Raw genomic sequence first — 23,214 nt, 5'->3', positions numbered from 1 at the left:
CATGCGGGCATGCGCAAGCCGCTGGTGACACTCGCTCTCGTTGGCGCTCTTCTCGGTTGTATCGTCGGATGCGGTGGTGGTGGCGCGAACACCACCGCGTCGGCTCCGTCGGCCGCGGATGCAGGACCGGAGACCTTCGCCGAGGTCAACCCCGCGGACGTGGCCGCTCTCCAAGCTACCGCGGACGCGGGGCCCACGGCTCCGTCCAGTGGAGCGGCTCCTTCGTCTGCACCGGCATCGAGCACGCCTGCGCCCGCTCCTGAGCCGAAAGACGAATGCACGCCCGTCGGTGTCGACTTCGAGCAGCGCGCACGACCGAAGCTCAAGGAGTGCTACCGCGAAGGCAAGAAGAAGAACCCGAATCTCGAAGGCAAGGTTCGGATCACGGTCGACATCGACACGCTCGGGAAGATCAAGTCGACCAAGATCACGGAGAAGACGCTTCCTGATCCGGTTGCACAATGCATGCTCAAGGTCGTAAAGGCCACGCCGCTTCCGGATGCCGCGAAGTGTTCGGGCAAGGCCATCACGATCCCGCTCCAGTTCCCGACCCCGCACTGACGTTCTTCTGCTTTCCTTCCGCGGTTAGGTCCGCCATCGTGCGCTCCTGTTTTGGAGGTGTCGCGATGTCGTTTCGTCTCGTAGCGTCGTTCTGCAGTGGGCTCCTTGCTCTTGGGGTGCCCAGTTTCGCGCTCGCCCAAAGCGTAGCGCCCCCGACCGAACCCGCCGAGACCATCAAGCCGCAAACGGCGACGAAGGGCGCGACCGACATCGCCACCGGCGGTTACGTCGTCAGCGCGAAGCCGAAGGAAGACGACCCGACGCACGCCTCCGACTTCACGCTCTCCGGCGGCGGACTCTTCTCGGCCGGCAACTCACGAACCTTCGCCGTGACCAGCGGAGCCAAGCTCCGTTTTCGTCGTGAGGAGCATCAGCTCAGCGTCGCCGGCGCGGTGAACTTCGCGCGTGGCGGCAGTCATGGCGAGCCGATGGAGACGACGGTCGAGAACTACCAAGGTCTCGCCCGCTACGACTTCTTCTTCTCCGACGACGTTTCGCTCTTCGCGCAGACCACCGCACGTCGCGATCGTTTCCAGGAACTCGATCTCCGTCTCAACGTCGACCCCGGCGTCGCCTACTACTTCATCAACTCCAAGACGCACCGCCTCCAGGGTGAAATCGGTTACGACTTCCAATACGACATTCGTGCCAGCTCGGCGCTCCAGCAGCCTCCTCCGGAGGGGTCGCCGCCCGGCACGCCGCCGCCGCCGCCGATCTCCAAGACGCAGGCCCTCCACAACTCGCGTCTCTTTCTCGGCTACGAGAACAAGCTCCGGAAGGAAGTCGCCCTCGTTTCGAGCGTGGAATACCTCCAAAACTTTGCGGATTTGGATAAGTATCGAATCATCTTCGACATCGGGCTCAAGTCGAACGTCTCGGACAGCCTCGCGGTGGCAACCACGTATACGTTGCGTTACGAAAATCAGCCGCTCCCCGGAGTGGAGCAATCCGACTCCATCGCCTCTGTGAACCTGGTCTACACACTTTTCTGAGCGCGCCAGCGTTCGGAGACGCAGCCGTGATTGGACGGTGTCAGAGGGTGGACGTAACCGTTCCGCATGTCCCTCCGACCGCTCGTCTCGTCTGCCTCGGCCGTGCTGGCCGCCGTCCTCGCCCTCGCCGCTTGCGGTGGGGACAGCGAAGGTGCGGCCAGTGGTCCCCAAGGTGACACCACGGGCGGCGGAACATCCAAGACGGATCCGTCGCCCACTCCGAGCTCGTCGTCCAAGCCCGGACAGAACACCCCTCCCCCGGCAGGGTCCAACGATGCAGGCACGCCGCCACCGGCGACGAAGGCCGTTCGCTTCGTGGCGATGGGCGATACCGGCTCCGGCGATCCCGGCCAGTACAAGATCGCCAACGCCATCTCCGCCAAGTGCAAGGCGGACGGTTGCGACTTCGTGATGTTGCTCGGCGACAACATCTACGAGAGCGGCGCCAGCTCGGTCGACGACCCGGTGTTCCAGGAGCGCTTCGAGACGCCGTACGCCGCCATCGATCTCGACTTCTTCGCGGTGCTCGGCAACCACGACTACGGCGGCGAGGGCGCGGGCTACGAGTTCGGCAAGGGCCAGAACGAGGTCGACTACACGAAGAAGTCGAAGAAGTGGAAGATGCCGTCGGCGTACTACCACTTCGTCAAAGAGAACGTGGAGTTCTTCGGGCTCGACACGAACAAGCAGATGTTTGGCCAGGATGCCCAGCAGCGCACGGACGTCGCTGCGTGGATGGCCGCATCGACCGCCACGTGGAAGATCGCCGTCGGCCACCACCCGTACTACTCGAACGGAACGCACGGCAACGCGGGCAATTACGACGGCGTTCCGCTTCCGTACGTCAGCGGCAACAAGGTGAAGTCCTTCATGGACGACGTCGTCTGTGGCAAGACCGATCTCTACTTCTCCGGCCACGATCACAGCCGCCAGTGGATGAACGTGAGCTGCAAGGGCACCGAGCTCGCCGTCTCCGGCGCTGGCGCGAAGAGCACGGAGCTCCCGGGGAACAACCCGACGCTCTTCCAGTCGCTCGAGCTCGGCTTCCTCTACGTCGTCATCGAGGGCAAGAAGCTCACGGCGGAGTTCGTCGACGAGAACGCGAACGTCGAGTTCACGCACGTCATCAACAAGCCCTGACGGCAGGGAGAAATAGGCGCGAACGGCCCGGCGCGAACGCTTTCGGCGTCAGTGTTGACGCTTCACGTCGCCGGGCATGTTCGGGTGCTGGAGCAAGAGCTTCTTCAGAGGAGCCATCTTGCGCACGAATGGCTGCTTCATGAGGTGCGCGAGCAGCGGGGGCGGCGTGGCGGAGAACTTCGCGAGGTTCTGGATGAAGAGAACCGAGTTGAACGTCTTGCCGCAGAGAATCGACGTGGTGCGCGCATCGAAGGTGCAGCCCGTGAGGAGCGCCAAGCAGCGGCCTTCGGTGCGCATGACGAGATCGGCGCGGTCTTCCGACGGCGACGTTTGGAACTTCTTCCGCAGCGTGCCGCGTGACTTCACGCGGGTGAGCTCGGGGATCTCTCGATCGATGGCGATCTTGTAGGTCTGGAAGACGTTCTTCGGCGTCATGATGCGCGTGAGAACCACCTCACCGAGCTGAGGATTGCGCAGCAGGCGGCGCTCGACGAGCGAGTCGCGAACGAGCTGCGCGTGGCGCGAGATCATCTCGAGGCCCGTGCTCGTTCGATGATGCAGCGCGATGAGTCGCGCGTGCTCGAGACCGCTCGTGGGATTGTCGAGAACGGCGGCGACGACGCGAGGCTCGGCGTCGAAGCAGAGCGCGAGCAAGTCGGCTCCCGTGGCGAGCTGCGCGGCGTGCACGCGCGCATCGGTGGGGAGCGTGTGGAAGCGCGTCTCGTAGATCTGCCGGTAGTTGCGCTGGTTGCCGATCGCTTCTTCGGATTCGTCTTCTTCGGCGGAGGCCTCGGACGTTTCGCTCGGCTCGTCGTCGTGGACCTCTTCGAGCTCCGCGGCAGGCTCGTCGTCGTGGACTTCTTCGAGCTCCATCGGCGCCGCTTCGAGCTGCTCGAGGTCGACCACCGGAGCCTCGACGGTGATCGCGTCCGCCGCCATCGCAGGAGGCGGGTAGCTCGAACGGGACTCCGGCGCTCCTTCGGTCCGCCTCGGAACCGGCTGGCCGCCGAACGCGCTCGGATCCATGCCGAGCGCCGCGGCGAAGTCGGCAAGAGACGCCGTGTCGCCGCTCGGCGCGGCCTGCGCTGCGTCGTCGTCGAGGGCGACGGCTCCGTGCGAAGCGAGCTTGTCGACGATCTGGTCGATGCGCTGCGGCTCGATCCCGGTGAGGGCCACGAGATCGCGCGTGGAGAGGCGCCCGTCGATGCGCGAAAGAACGAAGCCCTCTTCGGGAGTCAGCGGAAGCGTGTTGAGCGCAGGCGCTAGCGGCTTCGGCCGGACGGTTCTCATCGACCGTGGAGACTAACCGATCTCAGGGATAGCCGCTGGCACTCACGGGCGAGAACTCGCGTGTCTTCGAGCCATCGCCCAACTGGCCACGAGTGTTGTCACCCCAGCAGAAGACGGCGCCGATGTCGTTGGCTGCACACGCGTGATTCCCGCCGGCGCCGATGCTGACCACCTTGTCGAGACCGCTCACGTCGACGGGGGACGCTTGCGGAATCTGGTCGTTGTCGCGTGTGCGTCCATCACCGAGCTGCCCGTAGTAGCCCTGGCCCCAGCAGCTCACGGTGTTGCCGGTCCTTCGCAACGCGCACACGTGATTCGCGCCAGCGGAGATCTTGATCGCGTCCACCATCTCCGACGTGGTGGGACCATTGCTTGGCGCGATCGTCGAGTTGCCCGTGCCCAGCTGGCCGAGCTCGTTCGCGCCCCAGCACATCACCGCGCCGCCCTGGAGCAAGGCGCAGCTCATGCGGTTGCCGGCAGCGACGCCGATCGCGTTGCCGGGCAACGACACTTGCTCGGGGACCGGCGCCGAGCTCGCGCCGGTTCCGATCTGACTGCTCGCCCCGCTTCCCCAGCAGAGGACGAGACCGGCTTTCGTGGCCACGCACGCGTGACTGGTGCCGGCAGCGATGGCCACCGCGTCGATGATGCCGCTGACCGACGTGGCGTTCGGCTTGTTCGTGGATTTGCCGTCGCCGAGCTGTCCCGCCGTTCCGGCGCCCCAACACGAGACGGTCCCGCTTCCGCGAATCGCGCACGTGAACGCGCCGCCCGCGGCGATCGCGACGGCGTCGCTGATGCCCGTGACGTCGACCGGTTTGTTCGTCGCGCCGCTCGAGACGCCATTGCCGAGCTGGCCGGACCCGTTGTCGCCCCAGCACGAAACGGCCTTCGACTTCCGGATGACGCACGTGTGATTGTCACCGGCGGTGATCTTCGTCGCGTCGCTGACGCCCAGGTCTTGCGGAGTCGTGAGGTCGTCGCCCGTGGGACTTCCGTTCTTGCCCGAGAGGCCGCCGCCCCAACACTTGACCGTACCGTCCGGCTTTCGCGCGCACGTGTGGTCCAGGCCTAGGGCAAGCTCGATGGCCTTGTCCGTGACCGGAACGCTCGTATCTCCGGTGCCGGTGTCTTCCGGCGGGTCGGTGACGTCTTCGTCTGGCGGAGTTGCCGTGCCGCCGGAGTCCGCTTTGCGAAGGCGGACTTCTTGGACGCCGACGATGGCATTGCACGCGAGCATGAAGCTCGCCGACACCATGTTCACGACGACGAGCCCCAAGGCGATGCGTGTGGCGCGTGTCATCAGAACCGACCTCCGACGAGGACCGAACCTGGTCCCACGCCGACGTTCACCGACGCCGTATTGGCCGTGGAGGCGCCGGTGCTCGAGCTGCTCTTGTTCGGTGCCGTGAGGACGAGCACGAGACCGCCGACGGCGAGCGCGCCTCCCGCGATGAACGCGATGGTGGAGATCGTGCCGTCGTTCTTGGCGACTTGCGCGAGGTCCACGCCGGTCGCGTCGCAGTCGACGCCCTTGCAGTGCTCCTGCGCCTCCGACCACTTCGAGTTCGTGCGCAGCCCGAAGTAACCACCTACGCCGAGGCCGACGACACCCGCACCGATCGCCACGAGGCCGAGGATGCGCTGGGGCTTGCCGTCGCTCGTGGTCGTCTCCGCAGGTGCGTAATCGGCCGGGGGCTTCGCCATGTCGGCCTTCGCGCTCTCGTCGACCTCGAGGCGTGGAATCTCGACGGCGGACGATTTCGAGCGCTCGCTCACGTCGATGGTGGTGCTGAAGGGCTTCTTCCCCTTCGTCGAGGCTTCGACCGTGTGCTTGCCCGGATCGACGGGCAGCGCCGTTCCGAGCACCGCGGGGTCGAGTGCGTTGCCGTCGAGGGTGACGTCGACGGTGGGCTCCTCCGATGTGATGGTGAGCCTGAGGAGGCGCGGCTCGAGCTTGTCCGCGCGCTCCTTCGCGGTCTTTTCACGATCCGAGCGACCGAGGTGCTGGGCGAGCGCGATGGCTTCGTGGAAGCGTGACCACGCGCTCGCGAGCTGGCCGTTCTTCTCGTAGCAGTCGGCGAGGTTGAGCAACGTGCCGACGGCGGGAGCGAGCTTGTGGCTCGCGAGGAACTTCGGGCAGGCCTCGCCGTAGCGCTTCGCTTCGGTCAGCTTGCGCGCTTCCTGAAAGAGCGACTCGGCAGCGGCCGCCCCACCTTCGGCACCGTCGGCCGCGCGCGCGACGCGTGCCTGGCCCATCACGGCTCCATACGAAACCAGCACGAGCGCCGAGATCCGACGAGAATTGCGAAAACTGCGACCTCCCCGGGTCATCACCGCGTCATTAAAGCTCAATCGCGGGTCGAGGGGATCTCGTCCTGTGCCTTGGCGCTATTTCCGTTCGCAGCTGCTGGATTTCGGCCGGATTTACGCGCTCCCGTCGCGGCTGGGCTTGCCACGACGCGGGCCGGGGCCTTCACGGTTATCGCGCCGCTCGCGCCGCTCGCGCCGCTCGCGCCGTTCACGCCGCTCGCGCCGTTCGCGTCGGTCTTTTCGACCGGCGGTTCGTTGGTCGTCTCCGCGGCGGCCGACACCGGTGCAGGCGGAATCGGAGCGGTTGCCGCCGCGGGCAATGCCGTCTCGACGGCCACGACGGAGACCCCGTCGTGCATGCTGGCGTTCGCTGCCGTCGTGCGCCCGGCGTGAAGCTTGAGGGCTGCGCCCGTGACCGCGCCGAGCGTGAGCAGCGCGATGACTCCCCACGTGATCGAGCTTCGGATCGAAGGGTTCGGTCCGGTGCCGTTCTGCGTTCCTGCCCACGGCGGCGCCGTCGAGATGTCACCCGTGCCGAGCACGCCGGGAATCGAGGCGCTCGGAAAGCTCGGCGACGTGGCGCGCTGCGAACGGGGGATCGCCGGCATGCTGAGCACGGCGCGGATGCGATCGACCGTGGCTTCGGCGCGAATCGGATCGAGTGCGTAGGGGAGGATCGCGTCAGCGAACTCGGCGACGTTCGCGTAGCGGTGGTCGCGCTCTTTCTCGAGGCAGCGGAGCACTGCGGCCTCGAAGCCTGGCGGCAGGTTCGGGACCAGCGCCGAGAGGGGCGGAGGTGCCTCCTGCATGACGGCGGCGAAGAGTCGTCCGAGCGTCTCGGCATCGAACGGCGCCGCTGCCGCGACCAGTCGGTAGAGCACGACGCCGAGAGACCAGATGTCACTTCGTGCGTCGACGGTGCGAGGGTCGCGCATCTGCTCGGGCGACATGAAGCGCGGGCTGCCGAGCATGGCCGCCGTGCGCGTCATGTCCTGCACGCCTTCGCCGAAGGGGTTCACCTTCGAGATGCCGAAGTCGAGCACCTTGAGGAGCGGCATGCCCGTGGGCCCGCGCGACACGAAGAGGTTCGCGAGCTTCACGTCGCGGTGGACGATGCCGATGCTGTGCGCCTCGGCCAGGGCCTCGCACGCCTGGAGCATGTACTCGACGGCCTCGCCGATCGGGAGCTGACCGCGCTCCTTGCTCATCGTCGCAAGGTCGTGGCCCTCGAGGTACTCCATCACGATGTACTGCTCGCCGGTCTCCAGGCGACCGACGTCGTACACGCGCGCGACGTGCTCGTTGTGCAGGCGCACGACGGCCTTCGCTTCGCGCATGAAGCGACCACTCGCTTCGGAGTCGTCACTCGTGCCGGAGTTCCTCTGCAGGAACTTCATCGCGACGAGCTGATCGAGATGAATGTGACGCGCGGCGACGACGTACCCCATACCTCCGCTTCCGAGCATTCGCTCGACGCGGTACTTGCCGGCGAGAATGTCGCCTGCCTGCACGGTGGACATCGTACCGGGTAGTCTACGGTGAAGGACTTTCCCTAGCAATTCAAAGGCGAGGGATTCCGCGAGGATGGACCAGCGATCCACTGCGCACGTGTCATGTGCGGAAAGGCCGTAGCAGAATGCCTCCGATGGATGTCGTTTCGATGGGGGCGCTGCGCGTGCGCCGAGTCGTGGTTCACCCCGAACATGCTGGAAAATCGGACGGTTCGAGGGCCCTGACCGTGGTGCTCCTCCACGGCTTCGGGGCGCCGGGCGACGACCTCGTCGGACTGGCCGGTGCGGTCGGGGCCCCACCGGGAACGACGTTTCTCTTCCCCGAGGCGCCACATGACCTCGCCGAATTCACCTCCCTTCCGGTGTACGGGGGGGCGCGGGCCTGGTGGATGGTCGACGTCGGACGCTACGAGCGGGCGCTCTCGAGCGGCCGTCTCGGCGACGTGATAGACGAAGTTCCCGACGGCCTCGACGAGGCGCGCGCCGCACTCGCGAGCATGTTCGATGCGCTCGCGAAGCAAGGAACGCCGAGCGAGCTCGTCGTCGTGGGCGGCTTCTCGCAAGGCTCCATGCTTTCGGTCGATTTCGCGCTTCGCGATGCGCGCCCGCTGCGAGGTCTCGTCGTCATGAGTGGTGCGCTCATCGCGGCGTCCGAGTGGCGCCCGCGCATGAAGGCACGCGCGGGGATGCCGCTCTTCCAGAGCCATGGCACGCACGATCCGATTCTGCCGTACGAAGTGGCGAAGCTGCTCAATCGCGAGCTCGTCTCGGCAGGACTCGTTGGCGACTTCCTCTCGTTCGCGGGCGGTCACGGCATTCCGCCCGAGACCATGCGCGATCTTGGGACGTGGCTTGGGTCGATCGCGTGACCCTCGCGCGGACTAGGGGACTCGAAGACTAGAGCGCCAGGTTGCTGGCTATCGCCTGAGCGGTCATCGCCCCGCTCACGCGCTTCGCTTCGCGCTGCTCGCGGAAGAGAATCATCGTCGGGATGCTCCGGATGCCGAAGCGTCCCGCGATGTTCGGCAGGGCTTCGGTATCGACCTTGGCTACGATCGCGTCCTTGGCTTTGGTGCGCGCCAGCGCTTCGAGCTCGGGGGCAACGGCATGGCAGGGACCGCACCAATCGGCCCAGAAGTCGACCACGACGGGGACCTGCGCTTCGCGGATGAGCTCTTCGAACTCCGCTTCGGAATGAATCGCAAGCGGGCGATCGGGGGGTGTCAGCGCCGTCTTGCACTTGCCGCAATGGGCGCGCGACGTGACGCGTGCGACCGGGACGCGATTCTGGGTCTTGCACGAGGGGCAGTCGAAAATCATGACGTTCCAGAACGTGCGCACGATTCGTGCTCGAGACAACGGGGCACGCATCGCGCCACGCCGTCTGCGGTCGTGCTCGTCGCGTCACGTCTGCCCACCGACCGGCGGAGCGATGCTTTGTTGGTCGTAGACGGGCGGCCGCGGAATGGGGATGACCGGCACCACGATGACGCGCACGGAATACCTGCCGATCTTCGCGCGCGAATCGCCCTTCGAGACCGTCACGTCGATGTCGTAGATGCCTTCCTGCGGGAAGTTGCATTGCAGCGGAACGTCGAGGGACTGCATGTGTCCGGCGGGGATCGAGCGAGTGAACGGCAGGTCGACGGAGAAGTCCGCACACACCGCGTTCTTCTTTCCGCGCTGGCTCACGTGGAGGTCGGCACGGAACGGCGTCGCGGCGATGTCTCCTTTGCTGGCATTGATGACGCCCACGAACAAGCGTCCGCTCTTTTCCTTCGGGCGGATCTCTTTCGTGGCATCGGCGGCGACGAGCAAGCGCGAGTCCCACGGAAGCGGGACGGGCGGAGTCTTGCTCGGTTTGATCGTCAGCTCGAACGTGCCAACGAAGTGCTCCTTGGTGTCTTCGCCCCCGCGTTCCGCGCGTGCGTGGACGTCGACGTCGTAGCGGCCCGGCAGCGGTGTAAGGCAGGTGATGCCGCGCTCCGCCGTCACCGTGTCACCAGGATTGAGCGTCGAAGGCCAACGGTCGGCGATGTTTCCCGGCGCGACCGTGCAGGTGTATTCGACGCCCTCGCGCTTCGGGACGAAGCGAAAGGTGAGCGGCGACAAGGGGACCGCAACCGTGTTCGGATTGGTCACGTTCAGGCGTACCTGATGCGTCGCGCGCCCGAGCTCGGACTCGTCGTAGCCGAAGGGCGGCGGTGCCACGATACGCACGGACAAGGGCTGCAGGTCCGACGTGGCCGCGATGGCTTCCGGCACCGGTCGAACGAAAGCCGCCAGCGCCAGTAGCAGCGCTCCGGACGCCCGGGCGAAGGTCCCCGCGCAAAAGAAGGACGGCCACGACGATGACGACGGCCACGACGACCACGGCGCACTCACGGCATTCGGAGAGGGGGGCATCCGGCGTGCCGTCGATTCGCGTCTCGATCCCTCGCGAGAAATGATCGTGTAGCTTGGTGGACAGCATGTGTGAGCTCCTCGGGATGGAGTGCAACGTCCCCACGGACATCGTCTTCTCGTTCTCGGGTCTCGCGCTTCGAGGTGGAGCTCGCGGTCCCCACTCCGACGGATGGGGCCTCGCGCTCTACGAAGGTCGTGCTGTTCGCACGTTCCTCGAGCCCGCCGCGGCGGCCGATTCGAAGCTTGCGGCCTACATCCGTGGCTACCCCATCAAGACGCTGCTCGCGATTGCCCACGTGAGGAAGAAGACGCGAGGGCCGATCTCACTGGCGAACACGCACCCGTTCGTCCGTGAGCTGTGGGGCCGTCACTTCGTCTTCGCGCACAACGGCACCGTTCGCGGAGTGAAGCGCCACCCCACGGGGCGATTCCGCCCGATCGGCACGACCGACAGCGAGCATGCTTTCTGCGCGCTGCTCCACCGTATCGACGAGGCGTTTCCTCGTGGGTATCCGGAGGATCCGTCGCGCTTGTGGCGTGCCCTTGGCCGCGCCGCCCGAGACATCGGTGTGGACGGCACGTTCAACTTCTTGCTCGGAGACGGCACGCACCTCTTCGCACGATGCGCGACGAAGCTCTGCTACATCGTTCGAAAGGCTCCGTTCCGTCGAGCCACACTTGCCGACGACGATCTTACGGTCGACTTCGCAGAAGTGACGACGCCTCGTGACCGTGTTGCCGTGATCGCGACGGCTCCCCTCACGCGCGACGAAACGTGGACCATCGGGAGACCGGGTGAGATGTGGGTTTTTCGCCGCGGACGCCTTGCCGCCACGATCGCCGCGTGAGCGACCCTCGCGTGTGGACATAGAGCTGAGCGGAGGCGAACGGGGCGAATGGGCGAATGGGCGAATGGGCGAACGTGAAGCTGAGCTTCGTTCGACTCTTCATCGTCCTTGATGGCGAGTCTTCCGCAGCTCTACCATCGCAATCTTGAGCCGCGTGTCCGTTGCCGAGCCTCGCCGTACCACCGTCGCAATCCGTCGAGTGCTCGACACGCGCGACCTGAAGGTCGTCTATCAGCCGCTCGTCGATCTCAAGACGAAGAAGATCTTCGCCTACGAAGCCCTCGTTCGTTCGCTCTCGTCGGATTTCGACAGCCCGATGAGTCTCTTCGCGGCCGCCGTGCAGCACCAGTGCACCGGTGAGCTCGGACGGATCATCCGCGAGATGGCCGTCGAGGGATGTCCGTCGCATCCGCTGTTCTTGAACATCCATCCGGCGGAGCTGAACGACAAGTTCGTCGTCCAGCCCGACGATCCGATCTTCAAGCACACCGAAGACGTCTATCTCGAGATCACCGAGGGCGTGCCGCTCTCGCACTTCCGACTTTGCCAGAGCATCCTGCGCGAGGTGCGCGGCCGCGGCGTGTATCTCGTCGTCGACGACCTCGGCGCCGGCTATTCGAACCTGAAGTACATCGCCGATCTCCATCCGCGCGTGGTGAAGCTCGATCGCGATCTGATCGCGGGGCTCGTGAAGGACACGCGCCTCTTCCGACTCGTGAAGGCGATCGTCGTTCTCTGTCGCGAGCTCGACGCGAGCGTCGTCGCCGAAGGTATCGAGACCGCCGAGGAGCTCGACGCCGTGCAGGCGGCGGGGGCGCACTACGGACAGGGCTACTTGCTCGCGCGTCCTGGGTTTCCGCCGCCGCCCGTCACGTGGCCGAGCGCGCCGAAGCCGGAAGCCGACAGCAAGGGCAAGCCCGTTCGTCGCGACTCGAAACGTCTGTAGCCACTCATCGCGCGACGAACGCGCCGTACGCGCCGTACGCGCTGATGCGTGATGCGTGATGCGTGATGCGTGCTCAGACTCAGATGCCGCGCATGCAGACGCGATTGCGTCCGGAGCGCTTGGCTTCGTAGAGCGCTTCATCGCAGTGCGCGATGAGCTCCACAGGCGAATTCACGTTCACCTCGGGCAGCGCCGTGACGCCGACGCTGATGTTCACCGGCAGACGAACGCCGCCGTATTCGAACGAGGTCTGCTCGACGGCCATGCGCAGACGTTCGGCGAACACACCGGCGTTCAGAAGCGGGGTGCCTCGGCAGATGATCGCGAACTCTTCACCACCGTAACGCGCGAGCACGTCTTCCTGGCGAACGGTTGCTTGCGCGGTGCGTGCGAGCAGAACGAGCACGGCGTCACCCGCGAGGTGACCGTACGTGTCGTTGATGCGTTTGAAGTGGTCCACGTCGAACATGACGAGCGAGAGCATCGTCCGGTGACGTTTCGAGTACGAGAACTCCGTCTCGAGGCGATCGAGGAAGAATTTTTTGTTGTACGTCCGGGTCAGTCCGTCCCTGAGCGCGGCGTCGTACATCTGCTGCTGGAACGTTTCGTCCAGCTTGTCCTGGTAAGTGAACTTCAGCATCGTCGTGGCGCCGAGGCGAATCTTGTCGCCGTCGTTGAGCGCCTGGTGCTGAACCATCTCGCCGTTCACGAGCGTGCCGTTCGCGCTGCCGAGATCTTCGATGATGACCTGTCCGCCGATCTGCAGGACGCGGCAGTGTCTGCGCGAGATGCCGTCGTCGTTGAGGCGGACCTGAACGGTCATCGCCCGACCGATGACCGTCTCCGGTCCTTCGATCTTGAACATCTCACCGACGTTGCTTCCTTGAAGCACGACGACGTACGCATGTTGTTGCCGGCGCGCGCGGAGCTCCGACTCGAGGCTGGAAAGGCTCGTGATGCGAGTCGCCTCCGGCTCGTCGTCTGCCGGAGCGCGCAGGCTCGGCTTGGCTCGATATGGCCGATCGCTCGCCATGATCAACAGGGTGCCGAGCTTTGCTTTCATGGTCAAGATCCGCTCCTTCCGTGGCACTTACGGCGGTGGGCGGATATCCCAGCAAGGATATCGACTTTGATAAGCCGACCGGCACACCCCCCCGATTTGGGGGGCCGGGCCGTCGCAGCCGCCGGCTTCCGGCTCGTGAAGGTCCGGCGCGAGCAGGGCAGTTTCGGCAGGTTCGTCCTCGATTGCGGCCGTCCTGTCTCCGAGTTGCCTCACTTCGTGGGGGGCGAGGCCTCCTCCGTCGACCAGCCGCCGATCGTCACGTCCTTGTGATCCCGGGCGAACGCCGCGACGGTGGGCGGCACTGCGATCCAGGGCGCCACCACCGGGGGCGGCTCGGCCTCCAGACGGACCGATCGCGTGTACGAAGACCAGAGGCCGTCGCTGCAAGCGTAGCAGCTGCTCGTGGTGATCTGCGCCTCGAACCGAAGCTGGCCGTCACGAAAAACCGGCAAAAGCTCCGTGATTTGGGGCGGCTCCTGGCCGAGAGGGCCGCCCGCCTCGAGAGCGTCGGCTTCGAGCTTTGGCTCGGCTCGTTTGATGAGGGCCGGTTCGTCGGGCAGGCGGTCGAGCACGTTCACCGCTTTGCCTTCGTTGGCGTCCCAGACGATGAAGGCAGAGCTTATGCTACCGTGGGCCCCACAGGAGTATTCGTACGTCTGCTCTTCGATGAAGAGGAGAGGGCCGAGAGTGAAGAGGAGGGTCACCGAGTGATCGACCTCGTTGGCGTCCTCGATCGTCGGCGGGGGGACGACCAGCTGCTCGTTGACTCCACCTCCCGGTGAAGTGCGGACGAGCGTCGCTCGGGTGACCTGGCCTCGCTGGGCAGGCGCGTGCGTGAGATCGAAATCACACGGGCGGGTGGGCACGCGTTCGGACCGGGTCGTCCAGACCCACGTCGCTCCTTGAGCGGCGATCTGGATTCCTGGGGTGACCGGCGCAGCACTCCCGGCCGGGCTCGGGGCGGACGACAGTCGATAGCTCGACGCCGTTCCGTCTTTCGCCCGTGCCCACACGAGCGTCGTTCCAGTCGCCGCGGCCGCGTGCGGGCCTTCGACGGGTTTCGTTTCCACCACGACCGGGGCGAAGGGGGTTGGTGAGCGCGTCGGTCGAGCAGACGAGGTGCATCCCCACGCGGCGAGCGCCACCATGGGGAGCACGCGAGTCCAAGTCATGGCCTCGCGCGAGAGCAGTTGCTGTGCCGAGCGTGCTCGGTGTGAACCAGGCCGAATTCCGAGTGGCGGCCTCTGACGGGCTCGCATCTTTCGTGGCGTGTCGCCCGCGCCCTCGTGTCTTCCGCAGCTCAGCCGAGTCGGCCGAGTCGCCTGCCTCGAGGGCGCGAAGCGCGAACTTAGCGACGGGTGGAGGGCTCAGCCTTCGAGGACCGTGACCTTGTTCATGCGAACCGGCGAGATCGGCCGATCGTTCGCGTCCGTCGGCGTCTTCTCGATCTTGTGCACGACGTCCATGCCTTCGATGACCTTGCCGAAGACGGGGTGCTTCGACTGGCCCGGCGTGAAGAAGTCCAGATACGAGTTGTGGACGGTGTTGACGAAGAACTGGCAAGAGCCGCTGTTCGGGCGACCCGTGTTGGCCATCGAGAGGGTTCCCGGCTCGTTCGAGAGCTTCGCGTTCTCGGGATGCTCGTCCTTGATCGTGCCGTCCGGCCCGTCACCCGTACCCGCGCGCGGGCTCTTCGGGTCGCGGCTGTAGGGGCAGCCGAACTGGAGCATGAACTTGTCGATGACCCGATGGAAATGGAGCCCGTCGTAGAAGCCGGACTTGGCGAGCTTGACGAAGTTGCCCGCGGTGATGGGCATCTTGTCCGTGAAGAGCTCGACCTTGATGTTGCCGAGCGAGGTCTCGAGCAGCGCGATGGGATTTGCCATGGCCGGCACGCTAAACGGCACCGGGCGGCGTGTCGATGGTCGACCGGGCTCCGAAAGCGGATCTCCTGAGCGTGTTCGTCAGCGCGCGACTTCGACGGGGACAATCATCGACGGGGTGCCGGTTTGCGGCAGAAACTCCCAGGTCTTCACGTAACTTTCGACGCAGCTCCGCATCGTGGCGCTGCCGCCGGCCGAGGTCGCCGAGCGAATCTTACCGTCCGCCCCGATGGCCATCGAAACGGTGAGCCGGGTGGGGTTCTCCTGAGGGGCGATTCCCTGCCAGCAGGTCTTGTCGATGTGGGCTGCGTGCAAGTGCACGACGGCGTCCGAGATGGTGGCGGCGGTGGCCGCGACGCCAGTGGCGGCGCCGGCAGCGTGGGCGAGGCGCTCTCGACGGGACAAGGCCATGCCGAGTAGCAACACGAGTCCGATTGCCACGCCGACCAAGAGGTAGCCCGTCAACGCGAGCCAGCGGGGCGGAAGTCGGCGGTTCCACGGCAGTCCGACGTCTGCGAAGTCGACGCTGTTGTCGTTCGGGTCGATCGTGAACGGAGACCCCGAGCTCGGCGCGGCGGGAAGCGGCGCTCCGGGCGTTCCGGGCGTTCCGGGCATGTGCCGCTGCACCTGCTCGAAGGGGTACTGGATCGAGGTCGCCATGAACGGCGGGGCGTGGTTGCAAAGCTCACGCCCAAGCCGTGGATCGGCGCCGAACCATTCTCCGAGCGTATTTCTACGGCCAAATTCGCGCGATCCATCGACTGTGGCGGGCACGCGACAGGCCCGTGATCGACGCTCGAAGCCTGCGACCGGTGCATCCGTGATCCATCGGAACATGCGACGCTCCGAAAGCGCGTCTATGCTCCGCCGCACCATGGCAGCTCGTACGCACCTCGATCCCGCTCATATCGCCCCGGCCGCTCTCGACAAGATCTCGTCGCTCCACCCGGAGACCATCCGCGAAATCGAAGAGGCCGTGCAGAAGCACGACGTGGTCGTCGTCGGCATGGCGCAGAACCCCCACGTGAAGAAAGCCCGCAAGGCGCTGGAGGCCGCGGGCTTTCAGGTTCACTACCTCGAGTACGGCAGCTACTTCTCCGAGTGGAGGCGCCGTCTCGCGATCAAGCTGTGGAGCGGGTGGCCGACCTTCCCGCAGGTCTTCGTCAAGGGCACGCTCATCGGCGGCGAGGATCTGACGAAGCAAGCGATCGCCAGCGGCGACATCGCTCGGCGCCTCGAGAAGTGATCCGCTGAACGGGGGCTCTGCGGTGCGCCGTGTCGCGCGTCGCGAGCCCCCGCGCGAACGTCAGAACGCCATGTCGAGGACGACTTCGCCCGTCACGCCGACCTGGTAGGCCGAGACGCGACGCTCGAAGAAGTTCGTGACCTCTTGGACGTCCTGGAGGTCCATGAACGCCAGCGGGTTCTTGGTGCCGTACTTCTTGCGCAGGCCGAGCGTCGAGAGGCGCTGGTCGGCGCAGAACTCGAGGTAGCCACGCACGTCGGCCACGGAGAGGCCCACGACGCCGCCACCGAGGAGGTCCTCGGCGAACTGCGTTTCGCACGCGATGGCTTCGTCGAGCATCTGGTAGACGTCCTGCTCGAGCGACGCGTCGAAGAGCTCGGGCTCCTCACGCTGCACCGTCTTGACGACCTCGAACGCGAACGCCATGTGCGCGCTCTCGTCGCGGAAGACCCAGCTCGTGCCGGCCGCGAGACCGTGCAGCAGGCCGCGCGACCGGAGGAAGTAGACGTACGCGAAGGCGCCGAAGAAGAAGAGGCCTTCGATGCACGCCGCGAAGCAGATCAGGTTGAGTAGGAACTGGCGGCGCTGCTCGCGTGTTTCGAGGCGGTCGATGCGCTGGGTCGAGTCGAGCCAACGCATGCAGAATGCAGCCTTCTTCGCGATCGAGGGGATGTTCTCGACGGCCGCGAACGCGCGGTGCCGATCGTTGGGATCGGGCACGTACGTGTCGAGGAGCGTCAGGTAGAACTGCACGTGCAGCGCCTCTTCGTAGAGCTGGCGCGACAGGTACATGCGCGCCTCGGGCGCGTTGATGTGCTTGTAGAGGTTCAGCACCAGGTTGTTCGCCACGATCGAGTCGCCAGTGGCGAAGAACGCGACGAGGCGGTGCGTGAGATGACGCTCGGCGTCGGTCATCTTGGCGTTGAGGTCGCCGACGTCGGTGGCGAAGTCGACTTCCTCGACGGTCCACGTGTTCTTGATGGCCGCGCGATACATCTCGAAGAAGGTCGGGTAAGCCATCGGCCGAAGCGTGAGGCAGAGACCCGGATCGAGCAGGCGGGCGGGGCGCGTGACGGAGCTCGAGAGGTCGTTGATCGTCGAGGACATCACTGGCACGCCTCGCAGCTCTCGGGGTTCTCGAGCGAGCAGGCGATCGCGGCGGCGTCCGTCTGCGTGGTGCTCGGGGCGGGGGCGACCGACGGCGGGGTGGGCGTCCATCCCTGCGAGGTGCGCGTATCGGCGTCACGTACCGGCGAGGGCATTGGGGGCATCTCCACCGTGGCCTTCGCGATCTTCGTCGCCGGGCGCGAACGCAGGTAGTAGGTCGTCTTGAGACCCTTCTTCCACGCGTAGAAGTACATGCTCGAGAGCTGCCCGATGTTCGGGCTCTCGACGAACAGGTTCAGCGACTGGCTCTGATCGAGGAACGCTCCGCGATCGGCGGCCATGTCGATGAGCGAGCGCATCGGGATCTCCCACGCCGTGCGGAACACGACGCGGAGCTCGGCGGGGAGCGCCATGACGGTCTGCACCGAGCCTTCGGCGAGCTTGAGGCGCGCGCGCGTGTCGTCGTTCCAGACGCCGAGCGCTTTGAGTTCTCCGACCAGGTAGCGGTTCACCTGGAGGAAGTCGCCCGAGAGCGTCTCGCGCTTGAAGAGGTTCGAGACCTGCGGCTCGATGCACTCGTAGCAGCCGGCAATCGACGCGATGGTGGCCGTCGGCGCGATCGCGCAGAGGAGCGAGTTACGGAGGCCGTGGGCGACGACGCGCGCGCGGAGCTCGTCCCAGCGGGAGGTATCGCTCGGCGTGACGCCCCAGGCGTCGAACTGCAGCTCACCGCGCGCGGCGCGCGTCTCGGCGAAGGCGGCGTGCTTGCCCTTCTCCATCGCGAGCTCCACGGAGGTGGAGAGCGCGTGGAAGTAGATCTCCTCCGAGATGCGCTTCGAGAGCTCGCGCGCCTCGGGCGCGTCGAACGGAAGGCGCATCTGGAAGAACACGTCCTGGAGGCCCATGAGACCGAGGCCCACGGGGCGCCAGCGGTTGTTCGACGTGCGCGTCTCGGCGATCGGGTAGTAGTTGAGATCGATCACGCGATCGAGCTGGCGAACCGCCGTGCGAACCGTGTGCGCGAGCTTCGACCAGTCGAAGGTCACCGCACCGTCGGCGTTCTTCGTCGTGTGGCGCGAGAGGTTGATCGAGCCGAGGTTGCACACGGCCGACTCGTCCTGCGACGTGACCTCGAGGATCTCCGTGCAGAGGTTCGAGAGGTGCACGGTGCGACCGGGGAGGGCCGTCTGGTTGCACGCGAGGTTGGACTTGTCCTTGAACGTCATCCAGCCGTTGCCGGTCTGGGCGAGCGTTCGCATCATGCGCGCGTAGAGCTCGCGCGCCTTGACGGTCTTGCTCGCCAGGCCCTGTTTTTCGGCCTCTTCGTAGGCCTTCTCGAACTCGGCGCCGTAGAGGTCGGGCAGGTGCGGAACCGTCTTCGGATCGAAGAGGCTCCACGTGCCGTCGGCCTCGACGCGCTTCATGAACAGATCGCTGACCCAGTTCGCGATGTTCAGGTTGTGCGTGCGGCGCGCCTCGTCGCCCGTGTTGTCGCGGAGCTCGAGGAACTCCTCGACGTCGGCGTGCCACGGCTCGAGATACACGCAGCACGCGCCCTTGCGCTTGCCACCCTGGTTGACCGCCGCGACCGACGCGTCGAGCGTCTTGAGCCACGGGACGATGCCGTTCGAGTGGCCGTTCGTGCTCTCGATGAGCGAACCGCGCGAACGAACGCGGTGATAAGCGAGGCCGATGCCGCCCGAGAACTTCGAGAGCATCGCGACGTCGGTGTAGCGCTTGTAGATTTGCTCGAGGTGGTCGTCGGGCGAATCGAGCAGGAAGCAGCTCGAGAGCTGCTCATGGCGCGTGCCCGCGTTGAACATCGTCGGCGAGCTCGGGAGGTACTCGAGCGACGAGAAGAGGCGATAGAGCTCGAGCGCTTCGTTCGCCGTCTCCGAGAGCGCACACGCGATGCGCATGAAGAACTGCTGCGGGGTCTCGAGAACGAGGCGCGTGGACGGGTGCTTGAGCAGATACCGGTCGTAGACCGTGCGGAGGCCGAAGTACTCGAACTCGCGATCGCGTTCGGGCGCCAGCGCGTCGTTGAGCTTGCGCGCGTTGCTCTTGACGAAGTCGGCGAGGCGCTCGTTGACGAGGCCGAGCGCGTGCGCGTTCGCGATCGACTGCGAAAACGCGTGGATTTCCTGGTTGCGGACTTCCTTGTCGATGTACGTCGCGAGCAGGCGCGCCGCGAGCTTCGCGTATTCGGGCTCGAAGGCGATGAGCGATGCCGCCGTCTGGATGGAGAGGCGATCGAGCTCACGCGTGGTGGCGCCGTCGTAGAGACCGCTGATGGTCTTCGTCGCGACGCGCATCGCATCGACGTCGGGCAGGCCCGCGCAGCAGCGGCTGATGGCGCGGACGATCTTGTTGACGTCCACGGGCTCGGCGGCGCCGCTTCGCTTCTTAACCCGCATGGTCGTCTGCGGGTAGCCGCTGTCTTCGTTCGCGTTGGTACGCAACGGCGACGTGCCGTTACGCGAAGGCACGTTCGTGCCCAGCGTTTCGCTTTGCATGGTCCAGCTCCGGGTCGGCCAGAAAGAGCGATGCCAGACCGCTCCCCTGGGATGAGTTCCCGAGGAAAAAGAAGACGAGAGTGCGAGCCAGAACGTGAGATGCGCGTGCGCGAGATCGGGATGCTCAGCGCTTGCGGGCGCTGAAGGCCACGAAGGGCCACGAGAGCTACGAAACACGTTCTGGACCGACCTCTAGCCCCCTCGGGCTACTGCTTGGGTCGACCGGCGAGATGAGTTCGACTCCTCACGCCGGATGCTGGCAGGTCTTCGGGCTTCCGAGCATTTCCGTAAGTGCCGAAGCACAAAACGGGATTCCTACTGACCACCGCTTCCCAGGCTTACGTTCCAACGAACGTGCGAAGCACGCTCGTCAGGCCGCACGCCCAGTGCGCTTTGGCGGATTTCGGGGTTCTCGATTACCGCTGCGGGGCAGCCCCGGATTGCACCGGGTTCCCTTTTCAGCCTGGACGGATGCCCAGGCACCAACACCAGACGCAAGATATGGGGGTGGGGCCTGTTCGTCAATCAAGATATGGGGCCTTTGCCCAAGTTCGCGATACAAGGGCCCTTGCTCCGGCGTCCGCCGCGCCGAGCGACTTTGTTCGTGCTCTGCGTCCGTGCCCGAGAAGTTCTCGTTCCTCCACGAAGCGGTCGTGATCGGTTCGCTGTCAGGGGAGATGGCCATGTCGCTGGCGCTCGAATCTGCGTCGACGCGCGGCGCGAGCACGCCTTCGCGAAGTCGAACCCGATGATGGTCGTCTCGGCGCCTTCGATGACGCGAGGTGGCGCGCCCGGTTGTCTCCCGAGCACGAGGCGCTCGTGACGATCGCGCGGACCGTTCATCGCCACGCGCGCCAGCGGCAGGCCCACGCGACCGCTCCGCAAGGGCGACCGTGACGAGGATCGTGTGAGCTCAGGAGCTAGCGCAGGGGGCTGCGGGCGCGGATTCGCCTACCCTTTGCGCGCAATGGCGACGAAGGCGTCTCTCCGTGGAGCGTCGCTCCTTGCGACGAGCGCAGTCTCGTTGTTCGGGGTGATCCCAGCGGCCTTCGGCGAAGAGGGGCGAGTCGAAGCGATCCAACTTCACTACGCGGTCGAAGAGCGCCTCGCCGGCCACTGCCCGGATCGCTCGCGTTTCGTCGCGTTGTTGCTTGCGGAGCGACCTCGACTCTCGCTGGCAACCGACGACCCGGATGCAAGACGCTTCGATGTTCGGATTCGGGCGTCCACGAACGGCAAGCTCGAGGGGGAGCTGGTCATCGCGAAACGCGATGGTTCGGCGGACACCCGAAACGTCGACGCTCGCGATTGCCGCGCACTCGTGCGAGCACTTGCCGTCGTCACCGCCGTCGCCACGGACCTCGCCGCCGTCGATGCGGCCGATGACGCGCCTCACCAGATCGCGACACACGACGATGGTGCTGCCGCTGGCGACAGGGCCGAGAGCGCCGAACGCGTGGCCCCAGCGGAGACCGTCGATCGTCCGGCGGAGTCGCCTCCACGACGATCGCCGCGCGGGCCAGCAACGGTTGCGCTCGGGGTGGGCGTCGGAACCGAGCTCGTCCTCGGAGCACTCCCGCGCCCGACCATGGGCTATCGCGGGTACGTCGAAGCGCAGCGCAGCCTTGGGGTCCTCGACGGCGGCCTGCGAGCTTCCCTCGCCTTCGCGCGAGCTCAACTATCGGACACGTCCGAGCTGAACGTCTTCGTGCAGACGTGGACGGCGCGCCTCGAAGGCTGCGTGGGCCGCCGAATCCTCGCGCCGTTGTCTCTCGAGGGATGCCTGGACGCGACCGGCGGTGCGTATCATTCCTACAGCACCGGCGTTTCCAACGCGCGGAATGACGTGAGGCCCTGGTTCACCGTCGGTTCGGACCTGCGGATACGGTGGCATCTCGGGCGCGCATTTCATGCCGAGGTTTTCGGCAACGCTAGCTACGTACCGACGGTTTACGCCACGGTCGCGCGCGACCAGGTGGGTGCTTCTCACGACGTTCCCCGCGCGATCGGCGAGATCGGCATCGGAGTGGGACATTCGTTCGGCGGCAAGTGATCAACTTTGCGAGCACCGACATTCTAGAGGGTGCCGCCCCTCGCTTCGCTGGCTAGCGTGAGTCCGCTCGAACTTGCTTCAGCGGGCGATCGTGCGCGCGCGAAGGCGGCTGTCGTCGCCTACTACGATTTCGTCTGGCGCGTGCTTCGCCGCCACGGTCTTTCTTCGGACGAGGCGGACGACACGACCCAGGAAGTGTTCGCAGTGCTCGCCACGAAGATCTCCTTCGTTGGGCCGGGTGCCGAAAAGGCCTACCTCTTCCAGACCGCAGGCCGCCTGGCGGCGAACGTTCGCCGCCGTCGCGCGCGCTTGCCTGCTCAAGCGGGCGACGAGGAGCTCGACGCCCATCCGGATCCGAGGCCGACGCCGGAATCCCTCGCGGACGCGAACGAGCAATGGAGCCTGCTCGACGCTCTTCTCGCGCGCCTACCGGACGAGCAGCGCTCCGTCTTCATCTTGTGCGAGCTCGAAACGATGACCGCTTCGGAGGTGGCCGTGATGCTCGATGTCCCGCCGGGGACCGTGGCTTCGCGACTCCGCCGCGCACGCACGCTGCTTCTTGCGTGGATGGAAGAAGTTGCTGCCGACACGAGGAAGGACGAGCGATGAGTCGTCACGACATGGACCTCGATGCGCTGATCCGGCGCGCTCGAGCGGAGCGACCGCCCCGCCGATGGCAAAGACAGAGAGCGCTGTTTCGGCGCCTCGCCTTCGGAGGCGCAGCAGCGTTGCTACTGACGCGTCTGTCGTACGCGCTGTCACCGCTCTTCCGTTCGCCGCGCCTCACGTTGGGCGTGGTGGGCCTGGTTGCTGCCGCGACCACCGTCGCCAGCGTGTCCGCGATGAAAACGACCTCGCTGCCCACCAGCGAGGGAAAGCCCGTCGCGTCCGAAGCCGCGCCGACGGCGGTGTCGACGGTCTCTCCGAGCGCGAACGAGCTCCCGGCAGAGCCGACGGTTCCTACGATCTCCATCGAGGCACTTCCCTCCGCGCGGGTGGCCGTTCTTCCCGCCCGGTCGTCCGCTGCGAACTCGACCAGCGCCGAGGAAGATCAGCTCGCGAAGGAGGCGGCGAGCCTCTCGAGAATTCGCTCGAGGCTTGCGGCGCGCGATTTCAGCGGAGCACGCGCGGACGTCCAGAAGCACCGTGAAGTGTTTGCTCGCGGGCATCTCGGACAAGAAGTGAACGTCCTCGAAATCGAGGCTTACCAAGGACTCGGACAGGAGGCGCAGGCCTGCGAGCTCGGACGGTCCTTTCTCGACGCTCACCCGACGTCCGCGCACCAAGCGCGCGTCGCTGGCCTGATGCGCTCGTGCCCTCGGTAATTCGTCCACACCCG

23 protein-coding genes and 1 riboswitch are annotated in these 23,214 nt (G+C 65.9%); of the genes, 11 read left to right on the top strand and 12 right to left on the bottom strand.

The window, feature by feature from the left end:
- The first annotated feature begins 9 nt into the window (after positions 1 to 9).
- The 3 genes from AKJ09_RS08660 to AKJ09_RS08650 all read left to right on the top strand — a co-directional run bounded on the left by AKJ09_RS08660 (position 10) and on the right by AKJ09_RS08650 (position 2,693).
- Positions 10 to 561, top strand: a complete 552-nt coding sequence (locus tag AKJ09_RS08660) for an AgmX/PglI C-terminal domain-containing protein (RefSeq protein WP_146646718.1) — start codon at positions 10 to 12, stop codon at positions 559 to 561.
- Positions 562 to 626: 65 nt separating this feature from the next.
- Positions 627 to 1,553 (top strand): DUF481 domain-containing protein, encoded by a 927-nt coding sequence (locus AKJ09_RS08655; protein WP_169927390.1) that lies wholly within the window; start codon positions 627 to 629, stop codon positions 1,551 to 1,553.
- Between the two features lie 66 nt (positions 1,554 to 1,619).
- Positions 1,620 to 2,693 (top strand): metallophosphoesterase, encoded by a 1,074-nt coding sequence (locus tag AKJ09_RS08650; RefSeq protein ID WP_146646716.1) that lies wholly within the window; start codon positions 1,620 to 1,622, stop codon positions 2,691 to 2,693.
- 48 nt (positions 2,694 to 2,741) lie between these two features.
- Here the strand turns inward: AKJ09_RS08650 and AKJ09_RS08645 are convergent, their stop codons facing one another.
- The 4 genes from AKJ09_RS08645 to AKJ09_RS08630 all read right to left on the bottom strand — a co-directional run bounded on the left by AKJ09_RS08645 (position 2,742) and on the right by AKJ09_RS08630 (position 7,816).
- Complete coding sequence (locus tag AKJ09_RS08645; RefSeq protein ID WP_146646715.1) at positions 2,742 to 3,983, bottom strand: hypothetical protein; 1,242 nt, start codon at positions 3,981 to 3,983, stop codon at positions 2,742 to 2,744.
- Between the two features lie 22 nt (positions 3,984 to 4,005).
- A complete protein-coding gene (locus tag AKJ09_RS08640; protein ID WP_146646714.1) occupies positions 4,006 to 5,286 on the bottom strand; it encodes an RCC1 domain-containing protein in 1,281 nt (426 codons plus the stop codon).
- Positions 5,286 to 6,242, bottom strand: a complete 957-nt coding sequence (locus AKJ09_RS08635) for a tetratricopeptide repeat protein (RefSeq protein ID WP_146646713.1) — start codon at positions 6,240 to 6,242, stop codon at positions 5,286 to 5,288. The genes AKJ09_RS08640 and AKJ09_RS08635 overlap by 1 nt, the downstream gene beginning before the upstream one ends.
- Positions 6,243 to 6,334: 92 nt before the next feature.
- Entirely contained in the window at positions 6,335 to 7,816 is a 1,482-nt protein-coding gene (locus AKJ09_RS08630; protein ID WP_146646712.1) for a serine/threonine-protein kinase, read from the bottom strand.
- A gap of 125 nt (positions 7,817 to 7,941) precedes the next feature.
- Between AKJ09_RS08630 and AKJ09_RS08625 the strand changes: the two genes are divergently transcribed.
- Positions 7,942 to 8,676 (top strand): alpha/beta hydrolase, encoded by a 735-nt coding sequence (locus AKJ09_RS08625; RefSeq protein ID WP_169927389.1) that lies wholly within the window; start codon positions 7,942 to 7,944, stop codon positions 8,674 to 8,676.
- Between the two features lie 28 nt (positions 8,677 to 8,704).
- On the opposite strand, the gene trxA is transcribed toward AKJ09_RS08625, so the two are convergent.
- A complete protein-coding gene (gene trxA / locus AKJ09_RS08620; protein ID WP_205633643.1) occupies positions 8,705 to 9,148 on the bottom strand; it encodes a thioredoxin in 444 nt (147 codons plus the stop codon).
- A gap of 63 nt (positions 9,149 to 9,211) precedes the next feature.
- The gene (locus AKJ09_RS08615; RefSeq protein ID WP_146646710.1) at positions 9,212 to 10,072 is read right to left on the bottom strand and encodes a hypothetical protein; all 861 of its coding nucleotides are present in this window, start codon (positions 10,070 to 10,072) and stop codon (positions 9,212 to 9,214) included.
- Here AKJ09_RS08615 and AKJ09_RS08610 point away from each other — a divergent pair.
- The 3 genes from AKJ09_RS08610 (at position 10,059) to AKJ09_RS08600 (ending at position 12,007) form a co-directional block, all read left to right on the top strand.
- On the top strand, positions 10,059 to 10,265 hold the full coding sequence (locus AKJ09_RS08610; protein WP_146646709.1) for a hypothetical protein: 207 nt from the start codon (positions 10,059 to 10,061) through the stop codon (positions 10,263 to 10,265). The two genes, AKJ09_RS08615 and AKJ09_RS08610, sit on opposite strands and share 14 nt — an antisense overlap.
- A gap of 13 nt (positions 10,266 to 10,278) precedes the next feature.
- Positions 10,279 to 11,061 carry a class II glutamine amidotransferase gene (locus AKJ09_RS08605; protein ID WP_146646708.1) on the top strand — a complete coding sequence of 261 codons (783 nt, stop codon included), beginning with the start codon at positions 10,279 to 10,281 and terminating at the stop codon, positions 11,059 to 11,061.
- Between the two features lie 154 nt (positions 11,062 to 11,215).
- Positions 11,216 to 12,007 (top strand): EAL domain-containing protein, encoded by a 792-nt coding sequence (locus tag AKJ09_RS08600; RefSeq protein ID WP_240488940.1) that lies wholly within the window; start codon positions 11,216 to 11,218, stop codon positions 12,005 to 12,007.
- A gap of 79 nt (positions 12,008 to 12,086) precedes the next feature.
- Here the strand turns inward: AKJ09_RS08600 and AKJ09_RS08595 are convergent, their stop codons facing one another.
- The 4 genes from AKJ09_RS08595 to AKJ09_RS08580 form a co-directional block, all read right to left on the bottom strand.
- Positions 12,087 to 13,070 (bottom strand): GGDEF domain-containing protein, encoded by a 984-nt coding sequence (locus AKJ09_RS08595; RefSeq protein WP_240488421.1) that lies wholly within the window; start codon positions 13,068 to 13,070, stop codon positions 12,087 to 12,089.
- A gap of 209 nt (positions 13,071 to 13,279) precedes the next feature.
- A complete protein-coding gene (locus AKJ09_RS08590; RefSeq protein WP_146646706.1) occupies positions 13,280 to 14,242 on the bottom strand; it encodes a hypothetical protein in 963 nt (320 codons plus the stop codon).
- Positions 14,243 to 14,437: 195 nt separating this feature from the next.
- On the bottom strand, positions 14,438 to 14,956 hold the full coding sequence (locus AKJ09_RS08585) for a peptidylprolyl isomerase (protein ID WP_146646705.1): 519 nt from the start codon (positions 14,954 to 14,956) through the stop codon (positions 14,438 to 14,440).
- Between the two features lie 78 nt (positions 14,957 to 15,034).
- Complete coding sequence (locus AKJ09_RS08580; protein ID WP_146646704.1) at positions 15,035 to 15,613, bottom strand: hypothetical protein; 579 nt, start codon at positions 15,611 to 15,613, stop codon at positions 15,035 to 15,037.
- Between the two features lie 214 nt (positions 15,614 to 15,827).
- Here AKJ09_RS08580 and AKJ09_RS08575 point away from each other — a divergent pair, with 214 nt between their 5' ends.
- The gene (locus tag AKJ09_RS08575; RefSeq protein WP_146646703.1) at positions 15,828 to 16,199 is read left to right on the top strand and encodes a glutaredoxin domain-containing protein; all 372 of its coding nucleotides are present in this window, start codon (positions 15,828 to 15,830) and stop codon (positions 16,197 to 16,199) included.
- Between the two features lie 60 nt (positions 16,200 to 16,259).
- Here AKJ09_RS08575 and AKJ09_RS08570 read toward each other — a convergent pair whose 3' ends face one another.
- Both AKJ09_RS08570 and AKJ09_RS08565 read right to left on the bottom strand, forming a co-directional pair.
- A complete protein-coding gene (locus AKJ09_RS08570; protein ID WP_146646702.1) occupies positions 16,260 to 17,306 on the bottom strand; it encodes a ribonucleotide-diphosphate reductase subunit beta in 1,047 nt (348 codons plus the stop codon).
- On the bottom strand, positions 17,306 to 19,822 hold the full coding sequence (locus tag AKJ09_RS08565; protein ID WP_146646701.1) for a ribonucleoside-diphosphate reductase subunit alpha: 2,517 nt from the start codon (positions 19,820 to 19,822) through the stop codon (positions 17,306 to 17,308). Before AKJ09_RS08565 ends, AKJ09_RS08570 begins: the two co-directional genes overlap by 1 nt.
- Before the next feature lie 241 nt (positions 19,823 to 20,063).
- A riboswitch (cobalamin riboswitch) is annotated at positions 20,064 to 20,324 on the bottom strand.
- Between the two features lie 465 nt (positions 20,325 to 20,789).
- Between AKJ09_RS08565 and AKJ09_RS08560 the strand changes: the two genes are divergently transcribed.
- Genes AKJ09_RS08560 through AKJ09_RS08550 form a run of 3 tightly spaced genes read left to right on the top strand, consistent with a single transcriptional unit; the run spans position 20,790 to position 23,200 of the window.
- A complete protein-coding gene (locus AKJ09_RS08560; RefSeq protein ID WP_146646700.1) occupies positions 20,790 to 21,875 on the top strand; it encodes a hypothetical protein in 1,086 nt (361 codons plus the stop codon).
- A gap of 57 nt (positions 21,876 to 21,932) precedes the next feature.
- Positions 21,933 to 22,484 (top strand): RNA polymerase sigma factor, encoded by a 552-nt coding sequence (locus AKJ09_RS08555; protein ID WP_169927387.1) that lies wholly within the window; start codon positions 21,933 to 21,935, stop codon positions 22,482 to 22,484.
- Positions 22,481 to 23,200, top strand: coding sequence for a hypothetical protein (locus AKJ09_RS08550; RefSeq protein WP_146646698.1), 720 nt, complete (start codon positions 22,481 to 22,483; stop codon positions 23,198 to 23,200). Before AKJ09_RS08555 ends, AKJ09_RS08550 begins: the two co-directional genes overlap by 4 nt.
- Positions 23,201 to 23,214 lie beyond the last annotated feature (14 nt).

It is taken from the genome of Labilithrix luteola, assembly GCF_001263205.1.
In the GTDB taxonomy this organism is placed as follows: domain Bacteria; phylum Myxococcota_A; class Polyangia; order Polyangiales; family Polyangiaceae; genus Labilithrix; species Labilithrix luteola.
This window is presented reverse-complemented; position numbering and strand designations above follow the sequence as displayed.